General features: G+C 64.9%; 24 protein-coding genes and 1 pseudogene. 12 read left to right on the forward strand and 13 right to left on the reverse strand.

Annotation, left to right across the window (positions count from 1 at the left end):
- Nucleotides 1-3 precede the first annotated feature (3 nt).
- From AC0CH8_RS02535 to AC0CH8_RS02550, 4 genes are all read right to left on the reverse strand, one after another.
- Complete coding sequence (locus AC0CH8_RS02535) at nt 4-1,167, reverse strand: efflux RND transporter periplasmic adaptor subunit (protein WP_183128848.1); 1,164 nt, start codon at nt 1,165-1,167, stop codon at nt 4-6.
- Nucleotides 1,167-2,537 (reverse strand): TolC family protein, encoded by a 1,371-nt coding sequence (locus AC0CH8_RS02540; protein ID WP_465238543.1) that lies wholly within the window; start codon nt 2,535-2,537, stop codon nt 1,167-1,169. The genes AC0CH8_RS02535 and AC0CH8_RS02540 overlap by 1 nt, the downstream gene beginning before the upstream one ends.
- A 65-nt stretch (nt 2,538-2,602) precedes the next feature.
- Nucleotides 2,603-2,953 (reverse strand): hypothetical protein, encoded by a 351-nt coding sequence (locus AC0CH8_RS02545; protein WP_259466931.1) that lies wholly within the window; start codon nt 2,951-2,953, stop codon nt 2,603-2,605.
- A 67-nt stretch (nt 2,954-3,020) separates the two neighbouring features.
- Nucleotides 3,021-3,671, reverse strand: a complete 651-nt coding sequence (locus AC0CH8_RS02550; RefSeq protein ID WP_121905548.1) for a cation efflux transmembrane domain-containing protein — start codon at nt 3,669-3,671, stop codon at nt 3,021-3,023.
- 70 nt (nt 3,672-3,741) lie between these two features.
- Between AC0CH8_RS02550 and AC0CH8_RS02555 the strand changes: the two genes are divergently transcribed.
- Together AC0CH8_RS02555 and AC0CH8_RS02560 are read left to right on the forward strand one after the other, a co-directional pair.
- A complete protein-coding gene (locus AC0CH8_RS02555) occupies nt 3,742-4,134 on the forward strand; it encodes a MerR family transcriptional regulator (RefSeq protein WP_121905549.1) in 393 nt (130 codons plus the stop codon).
- A 103-nt stretch (nt 4,135-4,237) separates the two neighbouring features.
- On the forward strand, nt 4,238-4,447 hold the full coding sequence (locus tag AC0CH8_RS02560; protein WP_121905550.1) for a hypothetical protein: 210 nt from the start codon (nt 4,238-4,240) through the stop codon (nt 4,445-4,447).
- Nucleotides 4,448-4,455: 8 nt separating this feature from the next.
- Here AC0CH8_RS02560 and AC0CH8_RS02565 read toward each other — a convergent pair whose 3' ends face one another.
- The 4 genes from AC0CH8_RS02565 to copC form a co-directional block, all read right to left on the reverse strand.
- Nucleotides 4,456-4,839, reverse strand: a complete 384-nt coding sequence (locus AC0CH8_RS02565) for a MerR family DNA-binding protein (RefSeq protein WP_037527196.1) — start codon at nt 4,837-4,839, stop codon at nt 4,456-4,458.
- A complete protein-coding gene (locus AC0CH8_RS02570; RefSeq protein WP_465238725.1) occupies nt 4,836-7,118 on the reverse strand; it encodes a heavy metal translocating P-type ATPase in 2,283 nt (760 codons plus the stop codon). Before AC0CH8_RS02570 ends, AC0CH8_RS02565 begins: the two co-directional genes overlap by 4 nt.
- 319 nt (nt 7,119-7,437) lie before the next feature.
- Nucleotides 7,438-8,367: a copper homeostasis membrane protein CopD gene (copD, locus tag AC0CH8_RS02575; RefSeq protein WP_465238544.1), complete on the reverse strand. Its 930-nt coding sequence runs from the start codon at nt 8,365-8,367 to the stop codon at nt 7,438-7,440.
- Between the two features lies 1 nt (nt 8,368).
- Nucleotides 8,369-8,740 (reverse strand): copper homeostasis periplasmic binding protein CopC, encoded by a 372-nt coding sequence (gene copC, locus AC0CH8_RS02580; protein WP_465238545.1) that lies wholly within the window; start codon nt 8,738-8,740, stop codon nt 8,369-8,371.
- 123 nt (nt 8,741-8,863) lie between these two features.
- Between copC and AC0CH8_RS02585 the strand changes: the two genes are divergently transcribed.
- From AC0CH8_RS02585 to AC0CH8_RS02605, 5 genes are read left to right on the forward strand one after another with little or no spacing between them, the layout of a single operon-like run.
- On the forward strand, nt 8,864-9,139 hold the full coding sequence (locus tag AC0CH8_RS02585) for a hypothetical protein (RefSeq protein ID WP_133192473.1): 276 nt from the start codon (nt 8,864-8,866) through the stop codon (nt 9,137-9,139).
- The gene (locus AC0CH8_RS02590) at nt 9,136-9,576 is read left to right on the forward strand and encodes a periplasmic heavy metal sensor (RefSeq protein WP_465238546.1); all 441 of its coding nucleotides are present in this window, start codon (nt 9,136-9,138) and stop codon (nt 9,574-9,576) included. The genes AC0CH8_RS02585 and AC0CH8_RS02590 overlap by 4 nt, the downstream gene beginning before the upstream one ends.
- Nucleotides 9,573-10,166, forward strand: coding sequence for an RNA polymerase sigma factor (locus AC0CH8_RS02595; RefSeq protein ID WP_465238547.1), 594 nt, complete (start codon nt 9,573-9,575; stop codon nt 10,164-10,166). Before AC0CH8_RS02590 ends, AC0CH8_RS02595 begins: the two co-directional genes overlap by 4 nt.
- 44 nt (nt 10,167-10,210) lie before the next feature.
- Nucleotides 10,211-12,154, forward strand: coding sequence for a copper resistance system multicopper oxidase (locus tag AC0CH8_RS02600; RefSeq protein WP_465238548.1), 1,944 nt, complete (start codon nt 10,211-10,213; stop codon nt 12,152-12,154).
- Nucleotides 12,151-13,368 (forward strand): copper resistance protein B, encoded by a 1,218-nt coding sequence (locus AC0CH8_RS02605; protein ID WP_465238549.1) that lies wholly within the window; start codon nt 12,151-12,153, stop codon nt 13,366-13,368. Before AC0CH8_RS02600 ends, AC0CH8_RS02605 begins: the two co-directional genes overlap by 4 nt.
- A gap of 59 nt (nt 13,369-13,427) precedes the next feature.
- On the opposite strand, the pseudogene AC0CH8_RS02610 reads toward AC0CH8_RS02605, so the two are convergent.
- The 5 genes and pseudogenes from AC0CH8_RS02610 to AC0CH8_RS02630 form a co-directional block, all read right to left on the reverse strand.
- Nucleotides 13,428-16,406 (reverse strand): annotated as a pseudogene (locus tag AC0CH8_RS02610) (Tn3 family transposase).
- 4 nt (nt 16,407-16,410) lie between these two features.
- Complete coding sequence (locus AC0CH8_RS02615; protein ID WP_465238550.1) at nt 16,411-16,995, reverse strand: recombinase family protein; 585 nt, start codon at nt 16,993-16,995, stop codon at nt 16,411-16,413.
- Nucleotides 16,996-17,216: 221 nt separating this feature from the next.
- Nucleotides 17,217-18,635 (reverse strand): YncE family protein, encoded by a 1,419-nt coding sequence (locus tag AC0CH8_RS02620; RefSeq protein ID WP_037535052.1) that lies wholly within the window; start codon nt 18,633-18,635, stop codon nt 17,217-17,219.
- Nucleotides 18,632-19,000, reverse strand: coding sequence for a CopM family metallochaperone (copM, locus tag AC0CH8_RS02625; RefSeq protein WP_465238551.1), 369 nt, complete (start codon nt 18,998-19,000; stop codon nt 18,632-18,634). The genes AC0CH8_RS02620 and copM overlap by 4 nt, the downstream gene beginning before the upstream one ends.
- A gap of 35 nt (nt 19,001-19,035) precedes the next feature.
- Nucleotides 19,036-19,515: a hypothetical protein gene (locus tag AC0CH8_RS02630; RefSeq protein WP_043150680.1), complete on the reverse strand. Its 480-nt coding sequence runs from the start codon at nt 19,513-19,515 to the stop codon at nt 19,036-19,038.
- A gap of 244 nt (nt 19,516-19,759) precedes the next feature.
- On the opposite strand from AC0CH8_RS02630, the gene AC0CH8_RS02635 reads away from it, so the two are divergent.
- The 5 genes from AC0CH8_RS02635 to AC0CH8_RS02655 all read left to right on the forward strand — a co-directional run bounded on the left by AC0CH8_RS02635 (nt 19,760) and on the right by AC0CH8_RS02655 (nt 25,419).
- Nucleotides 19,760-20,929, forward strand: a complete 1,170-nt coding sequence (locus AC0CH8_RS02635; RefSeq protein ID WP_465238552.1) for a YncE family protein — start codon at nt 19,760-19,762, stop codon at nt 20,927-20,929.
- Nucleotides 20,930-20,975: 46 nt separating this feature from the next.
- Complete coding sequence (locus tag AC0CH8_RS02640; RefSeq protein ID WP_037535050.1) at nt 20,976-21,959, forward strand: malate dehydrogenase; 984 nt, start codon at nt 20,976-20,978, stop codon at nt 21,957-21,959.
- Between the two features lie 88 nt (nt 21,960-22,047).
- The gene (locus AC0CH8_RS02645) at nt 22,048-22,920 is read left to right on the forward strand and encodes a LysR family transcriptional regulator (protein WP_019054677.1); all 873 of its coding nucleotides are present in this window, start codon (nt 22,048-22,050) and stop codon (nt 22,918-22,920) included.
- On the forward strand, nt 22,917-24,068 hold the full coding sequence (locus AC0CH8_RS02650) for a TDT family transporter (RefSeq protein WP_107955916.1): 1,152 nt from the start codon (nt 22,917-22,919) through the stop codon (nt 24,066-24,068). The genes AC0CH8_RS02645 and AC0CH8_RS02650 overlap by 4 nt, the downstream gene beginning before the upstream one ends.
- A gap of 106 nt (nt 24,069-24,174) precedes the next feature.
- A complete protein-coding gene (locus AC0CH8_RS02655; RefSeq protein ID WP_199860755.1) occupies nt 24,175-25,419 on the forward strand; it encodes a molybdopterin-dependent oxidoreductase in 1,245 nt (414 codons plus the stop codon).
- Nucleotides 25,420-25,429 lie beyond the last annotated feature (10 nt).

Raw genomic sequence — 25,429 nt, forward strand, 5'->3', positions numbered from 1 at the left:
GGTCTATTCTTCCTCACCCGCGCCCTTGCCGAGTTCGGCCTTGAGCAGGAATGCGTTCTTGGTCGCGACTTGGCTGCCAGCGGGCAGCCCCTTCAGGATCTCGACGCGGCCATTGCTGCGCTGTCCGATCGTGATGTTTTGTGCGCGGAAGCCCTTGGCGGTCCGTACGAACACGACATCGCGCCCTTCGAGCGTCTGGACCGCATCTTCCGGCACCACGATCGCATTCGACGTGCTGCCCCGGCTCGGGAGTAGACGCACTCGCACCGCGAGACCCGGTTGCAGTGTTCCCGTCACATCAAGGACTGCGGTCGCCGAGCGCGTGTCGTTGGCGAGGCCCGGCGTGATGGCGCGTACCCGCGCCTCCACCGTCCGCCCATCGGGCAATTCGATGATCGCCCGATCGCCGGGAGAAAGCCGCTGTGCGTCGGTCGGTCCGACCGCAGCTTCGACCTGTATCTTCGACGCATCGGCGACGCGCATCAGCTCGGTTTCGGGCTGGACGAAGGCACCCAGGCTGACATTCTCCGAGGTGACGCGGCCTGAAATCGGGCTCGACACCAGCACGCCGCGTCCATCGGACGTGATGCGCGCGGCGCCCGCCGCGACGCTGGCGCGTCGCGCTTCGGCCGCGGCCGAGGCGGCTTCCGCCTGTGCCTGTTCCAGCTCGACCCGCGCCGAGACCTTCTGCCGATAGAGATAGCTTTCGCGTGCGAGCGCCTTTTGCGCCAGCGTCGACTTGGCAGCCGCAGCACTGCGATCGGCCGCGATCTGTGCCGCATCGCGGCTTTCGACGATCGCCAGCGTCTCGCCGGCACGCACCGGATCGCCGAGCCGCTTCATCAGCCGCGTGACGGCACCGGCTGCACGGGCGTTGACGATCGCCTCGCCTTGCGGCGACGCGCTCACCGTCGCCTGTGCGACGATCTCCGCGCCGAGCCCGCCGGGATTGATCGTCTCGGTCACGATGCCGGCCTGCTCGATCGCCTGCGCGGTCATCGCCACCGTGTCGGATGCTTTCTCTTCGGGTGCAGGCGCGGCCGTATTGCCGGCTGCGGCTTCACTGGCAGAAGGCTTGTCCGCGGTGCAGCGGGCGACGCCGAAACCACCGAGGGCGGCGACGAGCGCGACGGCCGCGCCGCCGCCAAGCAGGCGCTTATCCTTCATCATCGTTCATCTCCGGAAATCGTGGGGGCCGGCGTCGTGAGCCGGTCGAGCCGAGCCTGCGCGTCGTGGTACGCGGCGAGCGCATCGACATAGGTCTGACGGGTCTGTGACAGCGTGCGCTCGGCATCGAGGAGCGCGATCTGGTCGAACTTGCCTTGGCTCCAGCCGATCCGAGCGATGCGCGCAGCTTCCTGCGCCGCGGCCAAGCCGGGACCACCCGCCGCCCGTGCCGTAGCGGCAGCATTGGCCACTTCGGTCTGCGCGCTGGCAATCTGCTGACGGGTGTCGACGATCGCCAGACTACGCAGCGCTTGCGCCTGGGTCTGTTCAGCCTGCGACTGCGCGACGAACGCGCTGCCGTTGTTGAAGAACGGTATCGGGATCGAAAGGCCGACGACGGCCGCAGTGTCGTTGGTCGCCGCCAGTCGTCGCGCGAACGCGCTGACCGTCAAGTCCGGAACCCGCAACGAGCGGGCAACGCGAACCTGCGCATCGGCAGTGCGAACATCGGCTTGTGCCGCAACGAGCGCCAGCGTCCCCTCGATATCGACTGGTCGCTGTGGTCCATAGCCATCGATCCGCTCAAACCAGGCTCGGTCGAGCGGTCCCATTACGGCTGTATTGAGCAACGTCTCGAGATTGGCGCGCGCTGCCTGCGCCTGCCGGGTCGCGCTATCGGCCGCGACCTGCGCGTTGATACGCAGCACGTCCGCGCGCTGTTGCTCGATCGGGCTGACGTCACCGGCCTTCACGCGTTCGCTCGATACGCGGAACGCGTTATTGGCAATCCCCGCCTGCTCCGCCAGTACCTCAGAGCGACGCTCGGTCGCAGCGGCCTCGATGTAGAGCTGCGTGACCCTCAAGCGCAGATCGGCCCGCGCGATCTCGGACTGGATTTGTGCGCGGGTCAGACGAGCAGCCGCAAGGGCGACACGCGCGGGGCGCTTACCGCCCAGCTCGAGCGGCAGCGCCACGCCGACTGTTGTCTCCGAACTCCGGACACCCCTGTAGGCACCGCTGCCGCCGATATTTTCGACCTGCGTCTGAAACTCGGGATTGGGGCGCAGCCCGGCTACACGCCTTGCGGCGGTTGCGGCCGCGACGTTCGCGGTCGCCGCTCCGATCGAAGGCAGCGCGGGTTGCGTGCTGCCGCCGGAACCGGACGCCGCCGCGCCGGAGGTGGTGCCTGTTGCCGGCGTACCGGCAGCCGATGGCATGCCGGCAGCGCCAAGCGCGGCGTCGAGCGAAAAGGCGGGCGTCGCCTGTGACGAAGTGGTCGCCGCCGGGATACCGGGCGGCGGTGACGTTTGCGCCCCGGCCGCACTGGCCAGGGACGCCGCGACCATGAAGGCCGCGATTGTACGATGCATCGATGATGACTCCTGACGAACCTTATTTGCCCCGCGCGGTAGCAGCCGGCGGGGTTAACGGGTTGTCAGGCTTGTGGCGGCCTCAATGCGGGATCGGCCGTGGACAGAGGCAGCATCGATCGGCCTGCGAAAACGGGGGCAAGGCGAAGGTTGCGCATCAGGGTAGTGCTGGCGACTTTTGTCGGCGCTGCGACATGATCGCCGTGGCATCCGCCATGATGGTGGGGATATCCCTTGTCGCCATCCGAGGGCACCTGATCGGCATCGTCGGGCGTATGGCCTTCGGCGATTTGTTCGCCCGGCGTCTCGCTTGCGCTAATGCTGGCATCCGGCCGTTCCAGCGCGTGCGCCGTCGCCGTCGCTCCAAGGGAGCAGACGAGCATGAGGCAGGCAAGGATGTTCAGCAGGCGTCGCACGGGTCGCTCCGTAGCAGTAACGCCGATGATGGGATAGTCATGGCGATGGCGCGGCTAATTATGGCAGTCATCGCAAGACTCTCGGCAACATCGGTCCAGCCTGGCGCCACGCGGGAATCGCTTCTGCGAGTACCCGCCATGCCGATCGCAGGAAGATGAGGGCGATGATGCCGCCCACCGCGATGTCGGGCCAAGCCGCGCCGGTCATCGCCACCACGCCAGCGGCAGCCAGCACCCCGACATTAGAAGCGACGTCGTTGCGCGAACATTCAAATGTGCTGGACATGTTCACGTTCTCGGAGCGGAACCGCCACAGCATGGCGAGGCAGGTTAGGTTCGCGATGAGTGCAGCGCTGCCGAACGCCAGCATCAGAGTCGATGAAGGCGGTACGCCGTTGATAACTTTATTTACGATCTCGAACACGACCGCGATGCCGAACACGAGGATGATGCCGCCCTTGGCGAGCGCCGCCCCGGCTTCCCAACGCGGGCCACGGCTCAGCGCGTAGAGGCTGAGTGCATAGACGACCGCGTCGCCGAGCATGTCGACCGAGTCCGCCATCAGTGCCGACGACCGCGCGAACACGCCCCCGCCGAACTCGGCGACGAACATGACGAAGTTGATGACCATGACGACGATCAGCACGCGCCGCTGATCGGCCTTTCGGCCGAGCTGCGCGATTGTATCGCCTTTCCTGGAACAGCAGTCGTCCGCCATAATGCTCTCGATTCGCGCGTCGGACCCCCCATATGCACCCTCATCCTACTAGAGGGTCAAGGGGCGGCGCATGAAGATCGGCGAAATCGCGAAACTGACCGGCCTGAAGGTCGAAACCGTCCGCTATTACGAAGGCGAAGGGTTGATCGATGCGCCACGCCGCAACGGCGGAAATTACCGGCTTTATGACCGGTCACACCTTGATCGCCTGTCTTTCGTCAAGCGCTCGCGCGACCTTGGCTTTACACTCGATCAGGTGCGCGACCTGCTACGCCTGGCGGACGACCCGCGCGGATCATGTGATGCGGTTGATGAAATGGCCGTGCTGCACATCGCTGAGATCGATCGCAAACTTGCCGATCTGCAGACGCTACGTGACGAGATCGCCAAATGGGGGCGCTGCGACGCCTCGACGATCGCCGAATGCCGGTTAATCGACGCGTTATCTTCACGGCTACCTTGAGCGCGGGCCTGACAATGTCATCCGCGATATCTTCGTTCACCCTGCTCGGGTCAGTTCAACGCAAAGCGGGCAACGATCGCAGGCGACACAAGGACATGTTCGGGTGACCGATCAGCATGGCGCACGCTGGACGGGCGAGGCCGACGCCGAGCTACGCCGGCGTGTGACGGCCAAGCAAACCATCGCGCAGATCGCGCGCGAGATGGGACGAACGATGGACGCGATCCGCGGCCGGGCAGCGTCATTGCGCGTCACGCTTCGCTCGTCGCAACGACCATGGCGGGACGGGGTTGCTCGTCGCCGTAACGAATAGGCGCGACCTCATGCTTCCATGCGCCGGAGAATTGGACAGTCCGGTCGATCATCGCCGTGGCAGCGGTTTACCAATTCCAGCAGCGTCGATCGCATATCTTCGAGCGTGGCCGCCTTACGCCCAAGTTCATCAGCGCGCGCTTGAGCGAGCATTTTTACTTCGCTGCTCGAACGGCTGCGATCCGACCAGAGGCCAAGTAGCGTCCTGATCTCCTCGATTGGAAACCCAAGATCGCGGGCATTGGCGATGAAGCGAAGGCGATGAACGTCGGGGTCGGCATAGTCGCGGTAACTCCCACGCCTTGCCGGCGCGGGCACGAGACCGATCTTCTCGTAATGGCGGATCATGCGCTGCGAGACGCCGCTGGCGTCCGATGCCGCCCCGATATTCACAGTTTCACCGTGTTCAGCCGCAGCGCGTTGAGGACCACGGTAAAGGACGAGAGAGCCATCGCCGCGCCAGCCAGCATCGGCGACAGAAGGATGCCGGACACTGGGTAAAGCACCCCGGCCGCGACCGGCACACCGATCCCGTTGAACAGGAACGAGAAGAACAGGTTTTGGCGGATGTTTCGCATCGTTGCACGGGCGAGCTTGCGGGCGCGCACGATGGCTGAAAGATCGCCGCGCGTGAGCGTCATGCCTGCGCTTTCGATCGCTACGTCTGTTCCGGTTCCCATCGCGAGCCCGACGTCGGCAGCGGCCAGTGCGGGGGCGTCGTTGATCCCATCACCAGCCATCGCGACCTTGGCACCACCCGCTTTCAGTTCGCCGATGATCCGTGCCTTGTCTTCCGGCCGCAGATCGGCGCGAACATCGTCCAAACCGCCCACAGCGCGCGCGACCGCGTCGGCCGTTCCCCTGTTGTCGCCCGTCAGCATGATGACACGCAGCCCCTCTGCGCGAAGGGCCGCAATGGCATCTCCTGCCGAAGCCCGAACGGGATCGGCAACCGCGAGCAAGCCGGCGAGCGCGCCGTCGATGGCGATCAGGATGACGCCGGCCCCTTCGTTTCGATGACGATCGGCCGCAGCGTCGAGCGGTTTGGGATCGGCGCCGACCCTGTTCATCTGTGCCGCGTTGCCGATCACTACCGAACGGCCGCCCACCGTGGCACTGACACCCATCCCAGTTTGCGAGGCGAAGTCGGCAACGGTGCCAAGTTGTAATCCGCGTTCTTTGGCGGCGACGACGATCGCATGGGCGAGCGGGTGCTCTGACTGGCCTTCGACCGCAGCGGCGAGCGCAAGAACGTCGTTCTCCGCAACGGTGCCAATTGCCTCGATCGCGATCAGCGACGGCTTGCCCTCGGTAAGCGTGCCCGTCTTGTCGATGACCAGCGTATCGACCTTATCGAGCGCCTGCAGGCTTTCGGCGTTCTTAACCAGCACACCGGCCTGCGCGCCGCGTCCGGTGCCGACCATGATCGACATGGGCGTAGCAAGCCCGAGCGCGCACGGACAGGCGATGACCAGCACGGCAATGGCATTGAGGAGAGCATGACCCATACGTGGCTCAGGGCCGACCAATGACCACACCACGAAGGTCGCGATCGAAATCAGCACGACGAGCGGCACGAACCAGCCCGAGACCCGATCGGCGACCGCCTGTATCGGGGCGCGGCTGCGCTGCGCTTCCGCGACCATCCGGACGATGCGCGCGAGCATCGTATCCGAACCGACCGCTTGGGCTTCCATGACGAGGCTCCCCGTGCCGTTCACCGTTCCCCCGGTGACCGCGGCGTCGACTTCCTTGAGGACGGGAGCCGGCTCGCCGGTGAGCATGGCTTCATCAACCGAGGAGCGACCCTCGACCACCACGCCGTCGACCGGGATCGCCTCGCCGGGGCGAACTCGCAGCCGATCTCCGGTCGCCACGTCGGCAAGGCCGACCTCTTCCTCCGAGCCGTCAGACCGCAGCCGTCGCGCCGTCTTGGGAGCGAGGTCCATAAGGGCGCGGATCGCGCGCCCCGTCGCTGCCCTGGCGCGCAATTCGAGCACCTGTCCGAGCAGCACCAGCGTCACTACGACGCCGGCAGCCTCGTAATAGACCGGGACCATGCCCCCGTGCATCCGGAACGTCGCAGGGAAGATGCCGGGCGCGAGCGTTGCGACCAGGCTGTAGAGGAATGCCGCACCGACGCCGATCGCGATCAGCGTGAACATATTCAGATGGCGGGTGCGAAGCGACGTCCACCCCCGCTCGAAAAACGGCCATCCTGCCCATAGCACGATGGGCGCAGTGAGTGCGAGCTGGACCCAAGGCGAAGCGGCAGCGCTGACGACGTGGATCCCCGACATCTCAGCAAACATCGAGACGATCAGCAGCGGAATGGTGAGCGCCCCTGCCACCCATAGCCGGCGCGTGAAATCAACCAACTCGGGGTTGGGGCCGTCGTCGAGCGACGGTTCTTCCGGTTCGAGGGCCATGCCGCAAATCGGGCACGTGCCCGGCCCTTCCCGGCGTATTTCCGGGTGCATGGGACATGTCCACATCGCCCCCGGCGTTGCCAACGGCTCGGGCTTTGCTTTCGCGCCGAGGTACGCATCAGGGTCGGCGACGAATTTGGTGCGACACCCTGCGCTACAGAAATGATAGTCGTGCCCGGCATGCTGGGCATAGTGCGCTGTCTTTTCCGGATCGACGGTCATGCCGCATACGGGGTCGGTCACTGTGGCCGAGGGTTCGCTGCCCGCTTTCCCAGAGCAGCAACCTCCCTTGGCAGCTTGTGGCACAGACGAGGGTTCGGAGGGCGCGCAGCAGGACCCGGCAGCTTCGCGCTCGACGGCAGCCAGTTTGCCGTCGTGCTTGCCCGCGCAGCCGCAGCCCCCGGCAGAATGGGCGTGGGAATGAGGGTCGTTCATAGAAGAAACTCCTTCGACCCGAGGGCATGTAGGGTCTGACACCGTGTCAGGGTCAAGCCCCCTTTCCGGCGATGCACGGTTTGTAATGGTTTTACGCCGCCGCGCCCGATTGCCCTCGTCCCGATCTTCACATTGCTGATATGGGCGGCTCGAGGGTTCCCAGCCAAGAGACCAGCGCCAAGATCGCGACGGCGCAGGCCGCCTCGACCGCGAGGCTGCGCCGCAGCGTGCCGAGCGCGCCCCGATGATCGGCCGCGGCGATCGACCGCTCGAATGCCGGCATCAGGCGGAAGCGATTGAGCGACGCCAGCCCCAGCATCGCGCCAAAGAGCGCGAGCTTGGCGAGAAGGAGCTGTCCGTAGCGGGTGCTCGGAAGGTTCAGCAAATTGCCGGCGCCGACCAGCAACCAGCCATTCACCAGACCCGTTACGACGATCGTGCCGACCACAATCGTGCCCACCAGACCAAAGCCGTGCAGTGCGCGATGGGTCAGTCTAAGATGGGTGGCGTCGACCCGACCTGGCGCGCGCGTGACGAGCAGCGTCAGCCCGAGCAGCGCGCCGATCCAGGCTCCGGCTGCCAACAGGTGGAGAATGTCAGCTACCAGATGCACCCAGCCGGTCGCACCCTCGTCCATCGCGCCATGACCGGTCCAGGCGAGCGTCGCGAGCGCGATCCCTGCCGTAAGCGCAACCATGCCCAGCGGAGCCGCACGTCCTGCGGCGATCAGCGCGATGATCGAGGCAACCACCAGCGCGACCATGCGTGCCTCCCATGCCGCACCGGTCGCGGACCCGCTGAGCAGCATCCCGATCGCCTCGCGATCGATAGGCCAGGGCGGCGTGCCGGCCATGGCCGCAGCTAACAGCGTTAGGGCGATGACGGAGAGCAAAAGACCGAGGAGGCCGCTTCCGACCAGCCAAGGGCGCAAGGCGAGCGCGGCTGTGCGCTCGCCGGCTTTGAGCCCGTAGAGGCTGAAGGCCGACAAGCCGAACAGCCCGCTCAACGTCACATAGAGCGCGAAGCGGACCGCGATCAGCGGCCAGTCGGCCTCCACCTTACTTCACCGCGAAAGCGAAGTTACCCGCGACCCGGTGCGTGTCGGTCGAGACCACGTGCCAAGCGACGCTGTACCGGCCCGCGCCGAGTGGTGACCTGGGCGTGACGACAAGGGTGCGACCGTCACCGGAGACACCGGCTGCAGCCGCTACCTTCATCGGTGCGTGCGAGGCGCCGCCATGCCCGGTCATCATCAGATCCGCGCCCGAAAATTTCGGCATCAGCTTCTCGCTGAAGCGCAGCTCTACCCGGGCGGGCTTGGCGACGGTTGCGTTCGGCGTCGGAGACGCGGACACCAGCTTGGGGTGGGCGTAGGCCGCGCTGGCGATCCCGAGAAGGGCAAGGGCGGCAGGAAGGGCGACGCGACGCATAAGGTTACTCCGATGAAGGGCTCGTGTTCCCCTTTACGCGTCGCGAGCGCCGACCCCTCACGCTCGCATGAGGGATGATGGGCAGCGCTGCGTAAAGGATGGTAGAGGGGTGGAGTGGACAGCATGGACGATCTGGACAGAGCACTGGCGAGACTGGCGGGCGCACCCGTTCCGCTTGCCTTGGATGACATCGAAAGCCGGGTACTGGCGCGCATCGGCGCGCAGCCGGTTGTCGCGCGGCGGGCTGGGCTCGGCATCGGCGTGATGACAGTGGTTGCCCTGGGAATCGGGATGGCCGGTGCGGAGCTACCGGCGACCGCCAGCTCCGTCGCATCGCTTGCGCCACTTGGAGGGGCCTCGCCGCTCGCGCCTTCCGCGTTGCTGATCGGCGAGCCATGACATCGACCAAGCGTGTTTTCCTGTGCGTCATCCTCGCTTTTCTGGCGGCGATCGGGGGCGTGTTCGTCGGACGTGCGCTGTTGCCCCATCCCAAGCAGCCCGGCGCGGCGCTGCACGAAGTGCTGCATCACAAGCTCGCCTTGAATGGCGATCAGCAGGCGAAGTTGAAGGTTCTGGAAGACAGGTTCGCGGTGCAGCGCCGCGCCCTCGAATTGGAACTGCGCGCCACCAATGCCCGGCTCGCCGAAGCGATCGAGTCCGAGCACGGCAATGGTCCCCGTGTCGCCGCTGCGGTCGACCAAAGCCACGCCGCGATGGGCGAGCTGCAGAAAGCGACGCTCGCGCACATCTTCGCGATGCGGCAGCTGCTGCGTGCCGATCAGACTCCCCAATTCGATGCCGCGGTGGTGAAGGCGCTCACCGACGGCCAGGGGTGAGTCTCGAATGGACTTCGCTGACCGATGGCGAGCTGGCGACACTGAGCATCGCCGGTCGACACGCAGCTTTTGCCGAAATCATGCGGCGCTATCGCCAACCGGTCTTCCGGCTCGCCCGCGCCTGCACTGGGGAGCCGGACGAGGCACTCGATTTAGTGCAGGAGACGTTCGTCGCGGCTCACCAGGCCCTGTCGCGCTACGATGCGCAGCGGTCGATGAAGGCATGGCTGTCGACGATCGCGATCAACAAGTGCCGCGATTGGGGGAGAAAGCGGACTGTCCGCCGTTTCTTCTCCTTCGCCATTTCCGAGGATGGTCAGGCTGACGCGGTGATCGATGACGGTCCCGCAACAGATACCACCGTGGCCGATCGGCAGGAACTGGACCGGGTAACGCGCGCGATCGCGACCCTGCCGATGAACCTCAAGGAGGTGCTCGTGCTTCGGACGATCGAGGGCTTGAGCCAGGCCGAGACGGCAGAGGTTCTGGGCGTCAGCCAGAAAGCGATCGAGACCCGCCTGTATCGTGCTCGCGCTCGCCTGATCGAAAAGTTGAACGCGGCTCAAGGGGTAGGCTCCCGACCCGCGTAGAGGAATAAGACGGGCCGGCAGCGGCCCAACTCCAAGGAGCCACCATGTCGCGCGTTCTCGACCGCCGCCAGTTACTGCGCGGTGCTACCCTTGCCGGAGGAGGCGTCGCCCTGTCGGCGTACATGCCGGCTTGGGCGCAACCCGTTTCCGCCGGCATCGTGAAGCCACTGCCAACCGTGTCCGGCGAAGACATCCGGCTGCGCGTTGCGCATCAGATGATGACGATCGACGGGCGGCAGAGCCACGCCATCGGCATTAACGGAACCGTCCCCGCTCCGCTGATCCGCCTGCGCGAAGGCCAGACCGTGCGCCTGCATGTCGAGAACGGTCTCGACGAGCAGACCTCGTTGCATTGGCACGGTCTGATTGTGCCGTTCCAGATGGATGGCGTGCCCGGCGTTGCCTTTCCCGGTATCGAAAAGCGTACGACCTTCACCTACGAGTTCCCGATCGTGCAGGCTGGCACCTATTGGTACCACAGCCATTCTGGCTTGCAGGAGCAGATGGGCCTCTACGGTCCGATCGTGATCGATCCCGAGGGAGCCGACCCGATCCAGTCGGATCGCGAGCACGTCATCGTGCTGTCCGACCACAGCCAGCTCCACCCGCACCGCATCTTCATGAAGCTCAAGAAGCAGTCGGGCTATTTCAACCGGCAGCAGCAGACGCTCGCCGGCTTGCTGAAGGGCGAGGATCAGCCGCTGAAGGACCGCCTTGAATGGGGCAAGATGCGGATGGACCCGACCGACGTCGGTGACGTGACGGGATCGACCTATACCTATCTGGTCAACGGTCACGGCCCGCAGGACAATTGGACCGGCCTTTTTCAACCCGGCGAGCGAGTTCGCCTGCGCGTCATAAACGCGTCTGCGATGACGACCTTCAATGTTCGCATTCCGGGTCTGAAGCTCGCGATCGTCCAGGCTGATGGCCTCAACGTGCGCCCCGTCGAGGTCGACGAGTTCCAGATCGGCGTTGCCGAGACATACGACGTGATCGTCAACCCGACCGACGAGCGCGCCTACACGTTGGTGGGCGAGAGCGTCGATCGCTCCGGAATGGCGCGCGCAACCTTGGCACCGCGCGAAGGCATGGCGGCGGAAATCCCGCCGCTCCGCAAACGTCCCGTCGCCACCATGAAGGACATGGGGATGGACATGAACATGGACATGTCGGGTGGCGGATCGATGCAGGGTATGGATCATAGCGCCATGCCCGGGATGGATCATGCGTCGATGCCGGCTGCCAGCACGCCCGCTCCCGCAATGGATCACGCGCAGATGGGGCACGGCGCTGCCGGTGCCGGTGCCGGTGCCATGACCGGCATGGCGGGTATGGATCACGGCACCCAGGCCGGGGCTGCGATGCCGGGCATGGCCGGCTCCTCGAGCGCGCCCGACAGCATGGCGATGGGCGGTATGGCCGGCATGGACATGAACATGCGGGACTTCGCAAAGGCCCCCGGCGTGAAAAAGGGGCCAGGCGTCCAGACCATCTCGCCGATGCCGATGGACCGCACCGGCGATCCCGGTCAGGGGCTGGAGAATGTCGGGCATCGCGTGCTCACCTACCGCGATCTGGTCGCGGTCGATCGTAATCCCGATCTGCGCGCGCCGTCGCGCGAGATGCAGATCCACCTGACGGGCAACATGGAGCGCTACATGTGGGCGCTCGACGGCGAGAAGCTGTCCGAGGTGAAAGCACCGATCCCGTTCCTTGCCGGCGAGCGCGTCCGCGTCACGCTGGTCAACGATACGATGATGGGCCACCCCATCCACCTGCACGGCCACTTCTTCGAGCTGGTGACGGGCCACGGCGCGTACAGCCCGAGGAAGCACACCGTCATGGTGCAGCCCGGGGGCAAGGTGAGTTGGGATGTGACCGCCAACGAGGGCGATTGGGCGTTCCACTGTCACATGCTCTACCACATGCACGCGGGCATGATGCAGGTTGTCCAGGTGCGTTCCGCGAAGGGAGAGGCGGCATGAAGGCGCTGCTTCTCGCCGGGATCGGTGCATTCGTGGTCGGCGTTGCGCCCGCGACGGCCCAGACGATGGACCATTCGATGATGCCGGGCATGAGCATGCCCGGCATGAAGATGCCGGCGAAAAAGTCGGCTGCCAAACCCAAGCCCGCTGCTAGGAAAATCCCTGCCAAGAAGGCGACGTTGCGGAAGGCGCCCACGAAGCACCCGGTCGCTCCCGTAGCCGATCCTCACGCGGGACACGCCATGCCGGGAATGGACATGGGCGGTGCCAAGCCGGCCGATCCGCATGCCGGCCACGACATGTCGGGCATGCAGGGCATGGCCCCGAGTCCTGCTCCGGTCACGATCGAGGGCGAACACGCCGGGCATGACATGTCGGCAATGCCCGGCATGCAGATGGCACCCGGCCAGCCCATGCAGCACGACATGGCAGCGATGCCGGGGACGGCGGCGCCGGTCGGCACCGACCTGAAGCCGGGCAATGCTCCCGCACCTGCCCCTGCCGCGGGGCTCGCCGCGTCCCGCTACTATGGTGAGGCGGCAATGACCGTGGCCAACCGCGACCTGCGACGTGAGCATGGCGGGATGACCTATTACCAGGTGCTCTTCAATCTCGCCGAGTACCAAGCCCGCAAGGGCGGCGACGGCTATCGTTGGGACGGCGAGGCGTGGATTGGGGGAGACATCAACCGGCTTACGCTGAAGAGCGAAGGTGAGGGCACGTTCGGTAAACCGCTCGAAGCGGCAGAGGTCCAGGCGCTCTATAGCCGTGCGCTCGACCCCTATTGGAATCTGCAGGCGGGCGTCCGCTACGACTTCAAGCCGAACCCGTCCCGCACCTATGCCACGGTCGGTATCGAGGGACTTGCTCCTTATTGGTTCGATGTCGAGGGCGCCTTGTTCCTGTCCGACAAGGGCGACGTGCTCGGCCGAGCCGAGGCTTGGTACGATGAGCGAGTGACACAGTTCTTCGTGCTCCAGCCTCGCGTGGAAGCCAATTTTTCGGCCCAGGACGTGCGCCGCGATGGCATCGGCTCGGGGCTCACCGACCTCGAGCTCGGGCTTCGCCTGCGGTACGAAAAATCCCGAGAGTTCGCGCCCTATATCGGCGTGTCATGGGAACGGCAGTTCGGCGATACTGCGCGGTTCACGAGGGCACGGGGCGATGACACCGGCGGGTTCAGCTTCGTCGCTGGTGTGAGGACCTGGTTCTGAGGAGCGGCAGGCTCCGCCTCCATATCGGGGTCGGTACATAGAACGGACCCAGATATACGCTAAGGTTTCGCCGGGCCTTCTACGGCGCGGGTCTGGCGGAGCGGCCTGAGGGCTTTCGATGGCGCGTCGGGATCGGTCCAGAGATAATCGCCGGTGAGGTTGATGTGCTGCCAGCCGAGCGGCGAAAGGTGTTGCAGCAGGTCCGGGGAGACCGGCCGGCCGAGGTTGGCGAGATGCTTCCGGGCGGCTTGCAGGTAGGTCGTGTTCCACAGGACGATGGCACCTGCGACGAGATTGAGCGCGCTCGCCCGATGGCTCTGCGCTTGCAGCGCATGGTCGCGGATACGGCCGATCCGGTGGAAGAAGATGGCGCGTTTCAGCGCATTTTCGGCCTCGCCCTTGTTGAGTTCGCGGGTAGCGCGACGCCGCTGTTCGGGCTGCTCGATCCAGTCGAGCGTGAACAGGGTACGCTCGACGCGGCCGATCTCGCGCAATGCGAGTGCCAGGCCGTTGGCGCGGGGATAGGAGCCGAGCCGTTCGAGCATGATCGACGCGCTCACGACGCCGGTGCGGATCGATGTTCCCAGACGCAGCACGTCGTTCCAGTGCGCGGCAATCAGGGCTTCGTCTATCCCGCCCGCGACCAGCGGCGCGATATCGGGTCCGGGCTCAATGCCGTCGAACAGGTGCAGACGGCGCGCGGCGATGTTCGGGATGCGCGGCGCGAATCGAAATCCGAGCAGATGGCATAGCGCGAACACATGATCCGACACGCCCCCGCCATCGACGTGGTGCTCCTCAATATGCAGATCGGCACCGTGGTGGAGCAGCCCGTCCAACACCTGCGCGGCCTCGCTCGCGGACGCCGAGATGACGGTGGAATGGAACGGCGCGTAGCGATCCGAGACATGGCTGTAGAAGGAGACGGCAGGCTCTGCCCCCTTGTGCGGATTGACCGCGCCGGTTGCCTGGGCGCGGCGATCGAGCGGGAAGTTCTGACCGTCCGAACTGGACGAGGTGCCGGACCCGAACAGGGCGGCGAGCGGTGCGGTGTGCTGGGCATCGACCAGCCGGGCGAGAGCGCGGCCGTAGGTCTCCTCGCGCAGATGCCATGAGGCGAGCCAACCAAGCTGGCGCTGGGTCACGACATTGCAGGCTTCCGCCATGCGCGTGTGGCCCAGATTGGTCGCATCCGCGAGCACCGCCGTCAGGATCGCACGCGGTTCATCGGCGACACGGCCACTTTGCAGATGCGTGAAGCACTGGCTGAATCCGGTCCATCGATCGACTTCAGCAAGAAGGTCGGTGATGCGGATCGCGGGCAGATGGGCATAAAGCGGTGCGACCGCGGTATCGGCTTCTTCGGGCGTGATCGCCTTCAACGGCGAAATCCGCAGCCTGCCGAGGCTGAGCTGCACGTCTTCCAGCGCGTCCGTCTCCGCCTTTCGCTCGACCTCGGCCAATCGACGGGCAAGGCGGGCGCGTCGTTCCGCCAACCAGGCACCGGCGGTATCCGGTGCCGGGATCGGCAGGGGACCGGCCGCGCGCATGGCGGCGAAGACGGGACCGGAAATGAGTTGTTGTTCGATGGCACGATAGCGCCGGCTTCCCTCGACCCACATGTCGCCGGCGCGCAGCCGGTCGCGAAGCTCCACCAGCACGCACAGTTCATAGGTCCGGCGATCAGGAAGGCCGGAGCCGATCGTCCGACGCCAGGCCTGTCGGATGAAGCCGACCGGCGCATCGGACGGCAGTTTTCGCAAACGACCGAGATGAAGGTCGCGGATGATCGCAACCGCTCGCGCGAGCGCATGGCAGGCCGGCACCGCCCCGAACGTGAACGACGCGATGAATGAGGGGCCGACCTGTCGGAGAACGGGGTAGTGGGTCGCGGCGATCGTGACGGGATCGACGGCATCGGGGCGGATCAGCTTGCGGGCTTCATCGACCTCACGGCCGAGATCGTCCCATCCGATCGCGGCCTCGACCGCAGCGGCGATGTCGCCGCCCGACACCCTGGCGGCAAGCAGGGCATCGCCGAGCCGGGCGAGCAACCGGATTTTGCCGTTGATGGTACGTCGGTCACGCTTGAGCGCCGTGTCCGCGCTGTTCTGCTCGCGCCGGAACATCTGGCCCAGCAGGCGATCGAACATCAGCACCGCATCGTCGGTGAGCGTCACTATGGTTTCAAGTATGGTCGCCACCAATGTGGCGCGACGCCGTGTCGCTTGCAGCGTCCGAACGTGCTGCGCGGTCAGCCGCGCACCCTCCTGGCACAGGCGTCGCAGGCGTTCGGGATGTACGCCTGCGGCGATATCGGGATCGATCCCGATCGCTCGAAGCAGTGTCAATCGCTCGATGATGGCGGCAAACGTCTTGCGGCCCGGCTTGCCGGGTGGTTGCCGCACCCAGGCCAGATCGCTCTGGTTCGTGCCGGCATGAGGCAAAAGAAGGGCGTCGAGCAGTTGGCGTTGCCCGGCGTCCAGTCCTCGGGTGAGATGCTCGGCAACATGGCGTTCGGCATCGAGCAACGCCTAGGCGACCATCCGCTCGACGGAACTGATGCCCGGCACAATGATGCGCCGTCGCCGGCACTCATCCAGCAGCACCCGCGCGAGCCGGGGCCCGCTGGTGGTCGTTAGCGCGATCGGCAGGAGCCATTCCTGCAATGTTGTTCGCAACGGCCGACTGAGCGGCGTGAAACCGAACGCGTCGCGCAGCGCATCGAGCTGTTCGTACCGGGTCGGGCCGCGCGTCGCGTAGTCGGCCAGCACATCGGGTTCGACCTGCAATTGCTCGGCAACGAATGCGAGCGGGGTATCGGGAATCAGTTCCCCGGGGCGAAGCAGGCGGCCGGGATAGCGCAGCGCGCAAAGCTGGATCGCGAAACCGAGCCGGTTATGCGGCCGTCTCCGGCGCACGATGACAGCCAGATCGTCCTGGCTCAATGTCCAGTGCTGGACGAGCAGGGTTTCGTCGTCGGGAAGCGCAAGCAACGCCGCGCGTTGCTCATCCGACTGGACGGCGCGACGCGGCATCGAATCAGACTTTGGCCGATGCGGTCCAGCCGATCCGCGACAGCGTTCCGAGCAGGGTCGAGCGCGGCACCTTGAAGGTCCGGCAGACGGACGCCTTGCTCGCCCCACCATCCAGCGCGGCGGTGATCCGCTCGAGCGTTTCGGCGTCGATTATCGGCGGGCGACCGCCCTGGCGTCCCCGGCGTTTGGCAGCGGCCAGTCCCGCCATCACCCGTTCGCGAGTCAGCGCACGCTCATATTGCGCCAATGCGCCGAACAGCGAGAACAGCAACTCGCCGTGCGGCGTGGTCGTATCCATCTGCTCGGTCAGCGACCGGAACGCGATGCCGCGCGCCTTCAGGTCGGTGACGATCGTCAGCAGGTGCGGCAGCGAGCGCCCGAGCCGGTCGAGCTTCCACACGATCAGCGTGTCGCCCGCGTTCAGATAGTCGAGGCAGGCTTTCAGGCCCGGTCGATCGTCGCGCGCGCCGGATGCCTTGTCGGTATGGAGATTCCGATGATCGACGCCGGCTGCGACTAGCGCGTCCCGCTGGAGATCGACCGTTTGGCGATCGTCAGCCGACGATACCCGCATATATCCGACGAGCATGTACGACAAACCATCAAAAGCATGTTGTCGCACACTTTATCAAAGCGACAGGGTTTGTCGATCGTTATGGGCCGAGGCGCGTGTGGTTCGGCGAAGGCCCAGGTCAGGGGTGTCGGCTATCATGTGTTTTCCGACAGTCTCAAGACGCTGCGGCAACCTATACCGGCGTCATGACCAAGATACTGGATACGGACAGGAGATCGCAGGGTTCACCTGAACCCTCATTTCTGCACCTGAACGACAGCGCTCGGCATCATCGGGTCGCCTGACGCAATGACGAGGTACCGGCGCATGTCGCCCTTCGCGTCGCTGACGATCTGGCGGAGCGGTCCGAGCGTGTTGACGATCGCGCCGCCAGCCGGATTGGTCATGAACTTTGCCAGAGGCTGGATCACGCCGCCACCATCAGCGCGGGAGGATAGCCCAAGGACATAGGGCATCTTTGGGCTGAGGCCCGCAACCGCCGCCTGCAGGATCTGGACTTGGCCTTGATCGAACAGCGTGACCTGGCTGCGGCCAGTCCCGGCGAGGGTCAGCTGGATCTTCATGCCGGCCTGTGCGAGCGGTATCAGGTTTGCACGGCCTTCGCCTACCGGCACCGCGCCGGGAACATAGGCCACGCCTTGCGGCCCCTGACCGATCGGAATCGTCGCGATGACGGTGTTGCTGGCGGTGTCGATCGCCGCAACAGCGTCGGCGTTCTCCAGCCCGACATAGATCCGCGAGCCGTCGCCCGACGGCCACAGACCGTGCGGCAGCGCGCCGACCGGGATGCTCGCGACCTGCACGAAGTCGGTGGTGCGGAACACCTTCACGACATTCTCGGTGCCGACCGTCACATAGGCGAACTGGCCGGCCTTGGTGCGGGCGATGTTGACGTGGTTGGTGATCGCGCCGGTGTCGAACGTCTTCAGCACTGCGAAGGGTGGCTTGGCGTCGAACACCATGACCTTGCCGACGTCCTTCAGCGTCAGCCAGACCTGCTTGCCGTCGGGCGTCGCGGCGATGTCGGGGCAGAACGGGCTTGCCTGCTTGACGCGACCGACGATCTTCTTCGAGGCGGTGTCGATCACCACGGTCTCGGGTGAGAAGCTCGAACAGACATAGCCGTATTTCCCGTTCGGCGAGAAAATCGTCATGCCGGGGCCGTTGGGGACGGGGATGCGCGTGGTCGGCGCGAAGGTCTTGCCGTCGAGCACCTGGATATAATCCTCGCCGCGCACCGCGACCCAGACTTCGCGACCGTCGGGGCGGAAAAACGCCTCATGCGGCGAGCGCCCGACATAGGTCGTGTGCTTCACGGCATTGGTCGCGGTATCGATGAACGTCACCGAGTTCGAACCGATCGAGATCGCCGCCAGCGTCTTACGATCGGGCGAGAAGCCCATGCCGTGGACAAGCAGCTGCCCCTTGTAGAGCGGGCTGAGGTTGGCGGGGGTCTGGTCGCCGAGCTTGATGACGCCGAGCAGCGTGTTGGTTGATGGGTCGATCACCGACACGGTGTTGGAGAACTGGTCCGACGTGTAGAACCGGTCCTGCGCGCTGACAGGGATGTCGGGGGTCGCATTGGGCACTTGCTGGGCAAACGCAGGGCCTGAAAAGCACAAGGCGGTGCAGGCGGTTAGGGTGAAACGCTTCATGGACGGTCTCCGTGATGGGGGTGACCAGTCGCGGTCTGTCCGGTGTGACGTGGCAACGCGCCGCCTTCGGATAGGATGCCCTGCATCACCGCGATTTCCTGACGCTGTTCGACGATGATCCCTTGCGCAAGCCGGCGCAGGCGTTCGTCCTTGCCGTAACGCAGCTCGATCTCAGCCATGTCGATCGCACCTTGATGATGCGGGATCATCATCCTTGCGAAGTCGCGATCGGGATCGTTTGAATAGCCGGTCATCATCGCGCCGTGCATCCGCGTCATCGCCGCATCCATCGCGGACGCGAAGCCGTCCGTTTGCGCGATAGCAGCGGTCGATACGGACAAGCCTATCGCCATCAGCAAGGTCATGCGTGATCTCATCGTCCTGTCCCTAGTTTTCCTGTTTACGACACGCGAGCGATGATGCCGATAATCGTTGCTAGCACGGCCATGCAGGCCGGGAGAAAGAGCATCTGTATAGCCGCTTCGCGCCCTGTGATCGTGCCCGTCAAGATATCGACCGGGCCCTTGATGAACTCCGAGAACGAACGGAGGGGTTCGCCGGGGGCGGGAGTATCGCTGAGTACGATGCCGCCAGCAATCAGACCGAAATACAGGATCATGAAGACCGACACGACCGTCAGGACGAGCGCCGTAGCTGCATCACGTGCGAAGAAGGTCCAGAAAGTCAGCAACATTGCTGCATACACGCCGACGAGCAAGCCCAACGTGGCAGGATGGACGCCGCGCGATGCGATGCCTGGAGCCGTTCTTTCCAGCTCGTCATAATTGCCTGCATCCGGCACGATTGCGAGATGTCGACGCACAGGCTTAGGAGCAACGAGTGTCTCGGTAGCGAGATCGTAGATCGGCTGTGTTGCCATGAGGAAGTCTCCGCGCGTCTCGATGAATGCCGAGCGTGACAGGATAGATGATTGCGGCGGGGCGGTCGGTCCAACGCATAACCACGGTCATTCCAATCATTTAACAGGAACGGTTGGCGATCTATAATCGCGTTTTCGTATTGAAATCATCGCGACCATGCGTTGGACGCGAGGGACATATCGGTCGATCTAGCGGCATCGGACCGGCACGATCACCCGCCGGGTCCGTGATAAGGATCAAACGATGAAAGCTGCGATCGTTCTGGTTGCCGCGATGTTGGCCTCCGTAGCGCCAGTCCCGGCGATCGCTCAGGCCTATTGGGCTGCACCTGCGGCGGACGACTTTCCCTACGATATCAAGGCGGTTCAGGCACCGTGGTCGAAGGCTGATATCGACCTCAGCCATCATGACCGGATCTATGTGTCTGACCCTACATCGACGAAGATCGTTGTCATCGATCCTGCAGCGGGCAACGAACTGGGACGGATCGACCTCGCCAAAAGCGCGATAGCTGAGCCCAGCTTTTCCAGCCCCAAAGTCCAGCACCTGGCTGCAACGCGTGACGGGCGGACCCTGGCGGTATCGGCATTAGCGCAGCACAGTGTGACGCTCGTAGATCTGGCCACGAACACGGAACGAGGCCGGACCGTGTTCCAGACGTCGCCTACCGCCGTCGCGTTTACGCCCAATGGGCACGAACTCCGGGTTTCGCTCGGCGATGAACATGCCATCGCGGTCGTGGATCCTAAGACAGCGCGGGAGATCACCCGCGTACCAGCAAGTGGCGGAGCGGGCGCGACCATCCTGTCGCCAAACGGACGCTATGCCTTTGTATCGCTTACTGAAAGGCCGTCCATCCTGGTTGTCGACGTCGAGCATCGGCGCGTCGTCGGACACGTTGCCAGCAACGGTGCAGGTGCGGGAGCAATCGCGGTCTCGCCAGATGGCAAACAGATCTGGGCAACACGCCGCGAGAGCGGCACGACCACGGTCTTTGCTGCCAAACCGCCGTTTGCGGTACGCGAAGTGATAAACACTGGTCCAGCAACGGGCGCGGTCAACTTCGCCCAGCGCGCAGACGATTCCTTTGCCTATGTCAGCGTTGGCGGCGATCAACCTGCAATCAAGGTCTATAGAACCGACAGCCTGGAGGCTGTGGCAACCGTCCCGCTACAAGCGGCTCCGAGTGCGGTTTGGCCGTCGGGCGATGGTACGAGGATCTATGCCAGCCTGGCCGGAACCAACAAGGTCGCTGGGATCGACACGCTGACGTACACCACCGTGTCGACGATCCCGATCAGTACGGATGCGCAGAGCCTGATCTACGTTCCTGGTGCCGTAAGATCAGGAAAAGGTCTCGCCAATCTGGTGCCATCCGGGCGCGATGCGGCGCTTGCCCTGGCGGCGCGTTGATCGGTCTCACACCGTCTGTAATCTCCCAACGAAAGCCCTTTCCAAAATGACCAAGCCCCCCGTCAGGATCGCGATCAGCGGTGCCGCAGGACAAATTTGCTATTCGCTGCTCTTCCGGGTCGCGCAGGGTGACGTGTTCGGACCGGACCAGCCCGTTATCCTTCAACTGCTCGACGTGCCGCAGGCGCTGGACGCAGTACGCGGCGTGGTCATGGAACTGGAGGATTGCGCGTTCCCGCTGCTGGCAGATGTGATCATTACTGATGATCCGATGGTGGCTTTCAAGGACATCGATGCGGCCATGCTGGTCGGGTCTCGTCCCCGCTCGAAGGGCATGGAGCGCCGTGATTTGCTCGCTGCCAACGCAGCGATCTTCAAGACGCAGGGCGCAGCGCTGGACGCAGTGGCCAAACGCGACGCCAAGATCCTGGTCGTCGGTAATCCCGCCAACACAAATGCCTGGATCATTGCGCAAAGCGCACCGGGTTTCCCTGCCGAAAACATCACGTCGATGATCCGCCTCGATCACAACCGCGCGCAGGGACAGCTTGCGGCCAAGGCGGGTGTCGGTGTCGATGCGATTACAAAGCTCGTCGTCTGGGGAAACCATTCGCCGACGATGTTTGCCGACTGGGGGAATGCCGAACTCGATGGCCAAAAGCTTGCCGACCGTATCGGAAACGAGGCCTGGTACCGCGAGACCCTGATCCCCACCGTTGCGCAGCGCGGAACCGCGATCATCGAAGCACGGGGTGCGTCCTCGGCCGCGTCGGCAGCAAATGCGGCGATCGACCATCTGCGCGATTGGGTGCACGGCGCAGGCGACAATTGGGTGTCGATGGGCGTGGTGTCAGATGGCTCCTACGGTATCCCGCAAGGGCTGGTGTGCGGCGTGCCGGTGCACTGCAAAAGCGGTGGGTATGCGCGTATCGAAGGACTGATCCTCGATCCATTCCAGCGAACGATGCTTGATCGCACGATTGCCGAACTGGTCGATGAACGTGAGGCGGTTATCGACATTCTGAAATGACCGATCGGTATATCTGATTGGAATGACCGTAATCTTTGGTTGGTGCGATTGATCTCCTTTCCCTATCATTGGGGCAAGGAGATCGGGCATGACCCTGGAACAACTCAGGATTTTCGTCGGTGTCGCTGAGCGCGAGCACATGACGCGCGCGGCCGAAGCGCTCAATGTGACGCAGTCAGCCGCAAGCGCTGCCATCGCCGCGCTGGAAGCCCGGCACGGCGTGCCGCTGTTCCACCGGGTCGGCCGTGGGATCGAACTGTCCGAAGCGGGCCGCATGTTTCTGGTCGACGCACGCGCAGTGCTTGGCCGTGCCGCCAGCGCGGAACTTGCACTGGCCGAATATGCAGGACTGGAGCGCGGCACTCTGCGGCTAGTCGCAAGCCAGACGATCGCGGGCTATTGGCTGCCCCGCCAGCTGGCCGCGTTCCATGCGCGCTACCCCGCGATCTCAATCGAACTGGCGATCGACAACACCGAGGGGGCCGCGGCGCGCGTGCTCGACGGTGCGGTCGAGCTCGGCTTCGTCGAGGGTGTGATCGACGAGCCCGCGCTCGCGCATTGGACGGTCGCGAACGACCGCATGGTGCTGGTAAGCGACCGCGCAGCCGACACGATCGACGAGGACTGGATCCGCGCCGCACGCTGGATCGTCCGCGAGCAGGGATCGGGCACGCGCTCGTCGTTCGAGGAGGTGCTGCGCCAGCGCGGCGTCGATCCGTCGGACCTCACCGTGGCGCTGATGCTACCATCGAACGAGGCGGTACGTAGCGCGGTCGAGGCCGGGGCGGGCGTCGCGGTGCTGTCGCAGCATGTCGTCGCACCTGCAATCGCGGCCGGCACGTTGCACGATCTACCGCTCGGTCTGCCGCGGCGTCCGTTCTACGCGCTGCGCCATAAAGAGCGGTATCGAACGCGGGCGGCCGATGCGCTGACCGATCTCATCAAGGAGACTGGCAAGTGACCGCCGATCTGAAACCCGTTCTCGATGGCCTGAAGCCCCTCAGCCGGCTCGACTCCCCGCGCGAGATGATCCGGCAGTTCACCCCCAACTGGTTCGCCGCTACGATGGGCACCGGCATTCTCGCGCTCGCCTTGCCGCAGGTGCCGGGCGTCGGCGCATCGCTGCACCCGGTCGGCGAGGCGCTGTGGTACTTCAACATCGCGCTCTTCACGCTGTTCGCCGGGCTCTACACCGCGCGCTGGACGATGTTCGGACACGAGGCGCGGCGGATCTTCGGGCACAACACCGTGTCGATGTTCATCGGCACGATCCCGATGGGGCTGGCGACGATCATCAACGGATGTCTTGCATTCGGCCTGCCGCAGTTCGGCGCGGGCGTGATCCCGATCGCCGAGACATTGTGGTGGATCGACGTCGCGATGTCGCTCGCCTGCGGTGTGGCGATCCCCTACCTCATGTTCACGCGGCACGAACATTCGCTCGACGGCATGACCGCGGTGTGGCTGCTGCCGGTGGTCGCGGCGGAGGTCGCAGGTGCGAGCGGCGGCCTGCTCGCCCCGCATCTGGCGGACGCGCATCACCAGTTCGTCGTGCTCGCAACGTCGTATGTGCTCTGGGCTTATTCAGTGCCGGTCGCGTTCGGCATCCTCGCGATCCTGATCCTGCGGATGGCACTGCACAAGCTGCCGCACGAGAGCATGGCCGCCTCGAGCTGGCTCGCGCTCGGTCCGATTGGCACCGGCGCGCTTGGGATGCTGGTGCTCGGCAGCAACGCGCCCGCGATCCTCGCCGCCAACGGCCTGGGGCAGATCGGCGCGGTAGCGCAGGGGATTGGCACGATTGCCGGGCTGCTGCTCTGGGGTTTCGGTCTGTGGTGGCTGGCGCTCGCGACGCTGATCACGATCCGCTACTGGCGCGCGGGCATTCCGTTCAACCTCGGCTGGTGGGGCTATACCTTCCCGCTTGGCGTCTACACGGTCGCCACCTTCAAGCTCGGCACGACGCTTCAGCTCGGCTTTTTCGGGATCGTCGGCACTGTCCTCACAGTGGCGCTCGCAGCAATGTGGCTGCTGGTCGGCGCCAAGACGGTCGCGGGCGGCTGGCGCGGGAACCTGTTCGTGTCGCCCTGCATCGCCCAAGCCAATTGATGGGCCGAACTGATCGTCCTGTCGGATCGAACCGTCGCATCCGATCGACCCGTACCGGGCAGACCGGCGGACGGGTCGCGCATAAAAGCATGACATCGAAGGGAGAATGCTGGTGGACAGCCTGGATATGAAATTGGCGCAGGCGACGAACCGCCGTCGCTTTCTCTCAGAAGCCGCGATCGGTAGCGGCGCGCTGATCGCCGCGCCCGCGCTGGCGCAGAGCATGGTCGATCTGCATCTGCCAGGTGGCCCATCGGAACGGCCCATGACCAACGCGTTCCCCGGCAAGGGCAACATGATCCTCCAGCGTATCCACCCGCCGTTGCTGGAAACGCCGATGAGCGTGTTCAATGGCGACGTCTTCACGCCGAACGACCAGTTCTTCGTCCGCTGGCACTGGGCCGACATTCCAACCGCGATCGATGTCGAGGCGTTCCGGATCAAGGTGTACGGCGCGGTCACGCGTCCGCTGTCGATCTCGCTCGCGCAACTGCTGAAGCTGCCGCGCGTCGAGTTGGCGGCAATCAACCAATGCTCGGGCAATTCGCGGGCGTTGTTCCAGCCTCCGGTGGCGGGTGCGCAGTGGCGTCACGGGGCGATGGGCAACGCCAAATGGCTCGGCGTGCGGCTGCGGGATGTGCTCGATATCGCCGGCGTGAAGCCGGGCGCGGTCGCGGTGCGGTTCGGTGCGCTCGACCAGCCGGTGGTCGCGGGCGGACCGGATTTCGCCAAGTCGCTGTCGATCGACCATGCGCGCGACGGCGAGGTGATGCTCGCCTTCGGGATGAACGGCAAACAGATGCCGCTCCTCAACGGCTTCCCGGTCCGGCTGATCGTACCCGGCTGGTATTCGACCTACTGGGTCAAGATGCTGAACGACATCGAGGTGCTTGCCGCGCCCGACGACGGTTACTGGATGGCCAAGGCGTACAAGGTGCCCGCCACGCCCGGCGCGAACGTGCGGCCTGGCCAGAAGGATTTTCCGACCGTCCCCATCAACAAGATGATCCCGCGCAGCTGGGTCACGAGCCTCGACGAGGGGCAGGTGATCGCGTTCGATCGCTCGATCCCGCTGGGCGGTATTGCGATGGGGGGCGATTGCGGCGTCGCCAAGGTCGATGTGTCGACCGACAACGGCAAGACCTGGTACAAGACGACGCTCGGCCCCGATCACGGCAAATACAGTTTCCGCCGCTGGGATGCGCAGGTTCCGCTCACGCATGCGGGCCCAACAAAGCTGATGTCGCGCTGCTGGAACACCGCCGGCATCGCGCAGCCGATGACGCCGATCTGGAATCCGGGCGGGTTCATGCGCGGCAACATCGAAACCACCAACATCGTCGTCGGCTGAGGAGCGCACC

The organism is Sphingomonas sp. AC435 (genome assembly GCF_979253005.1).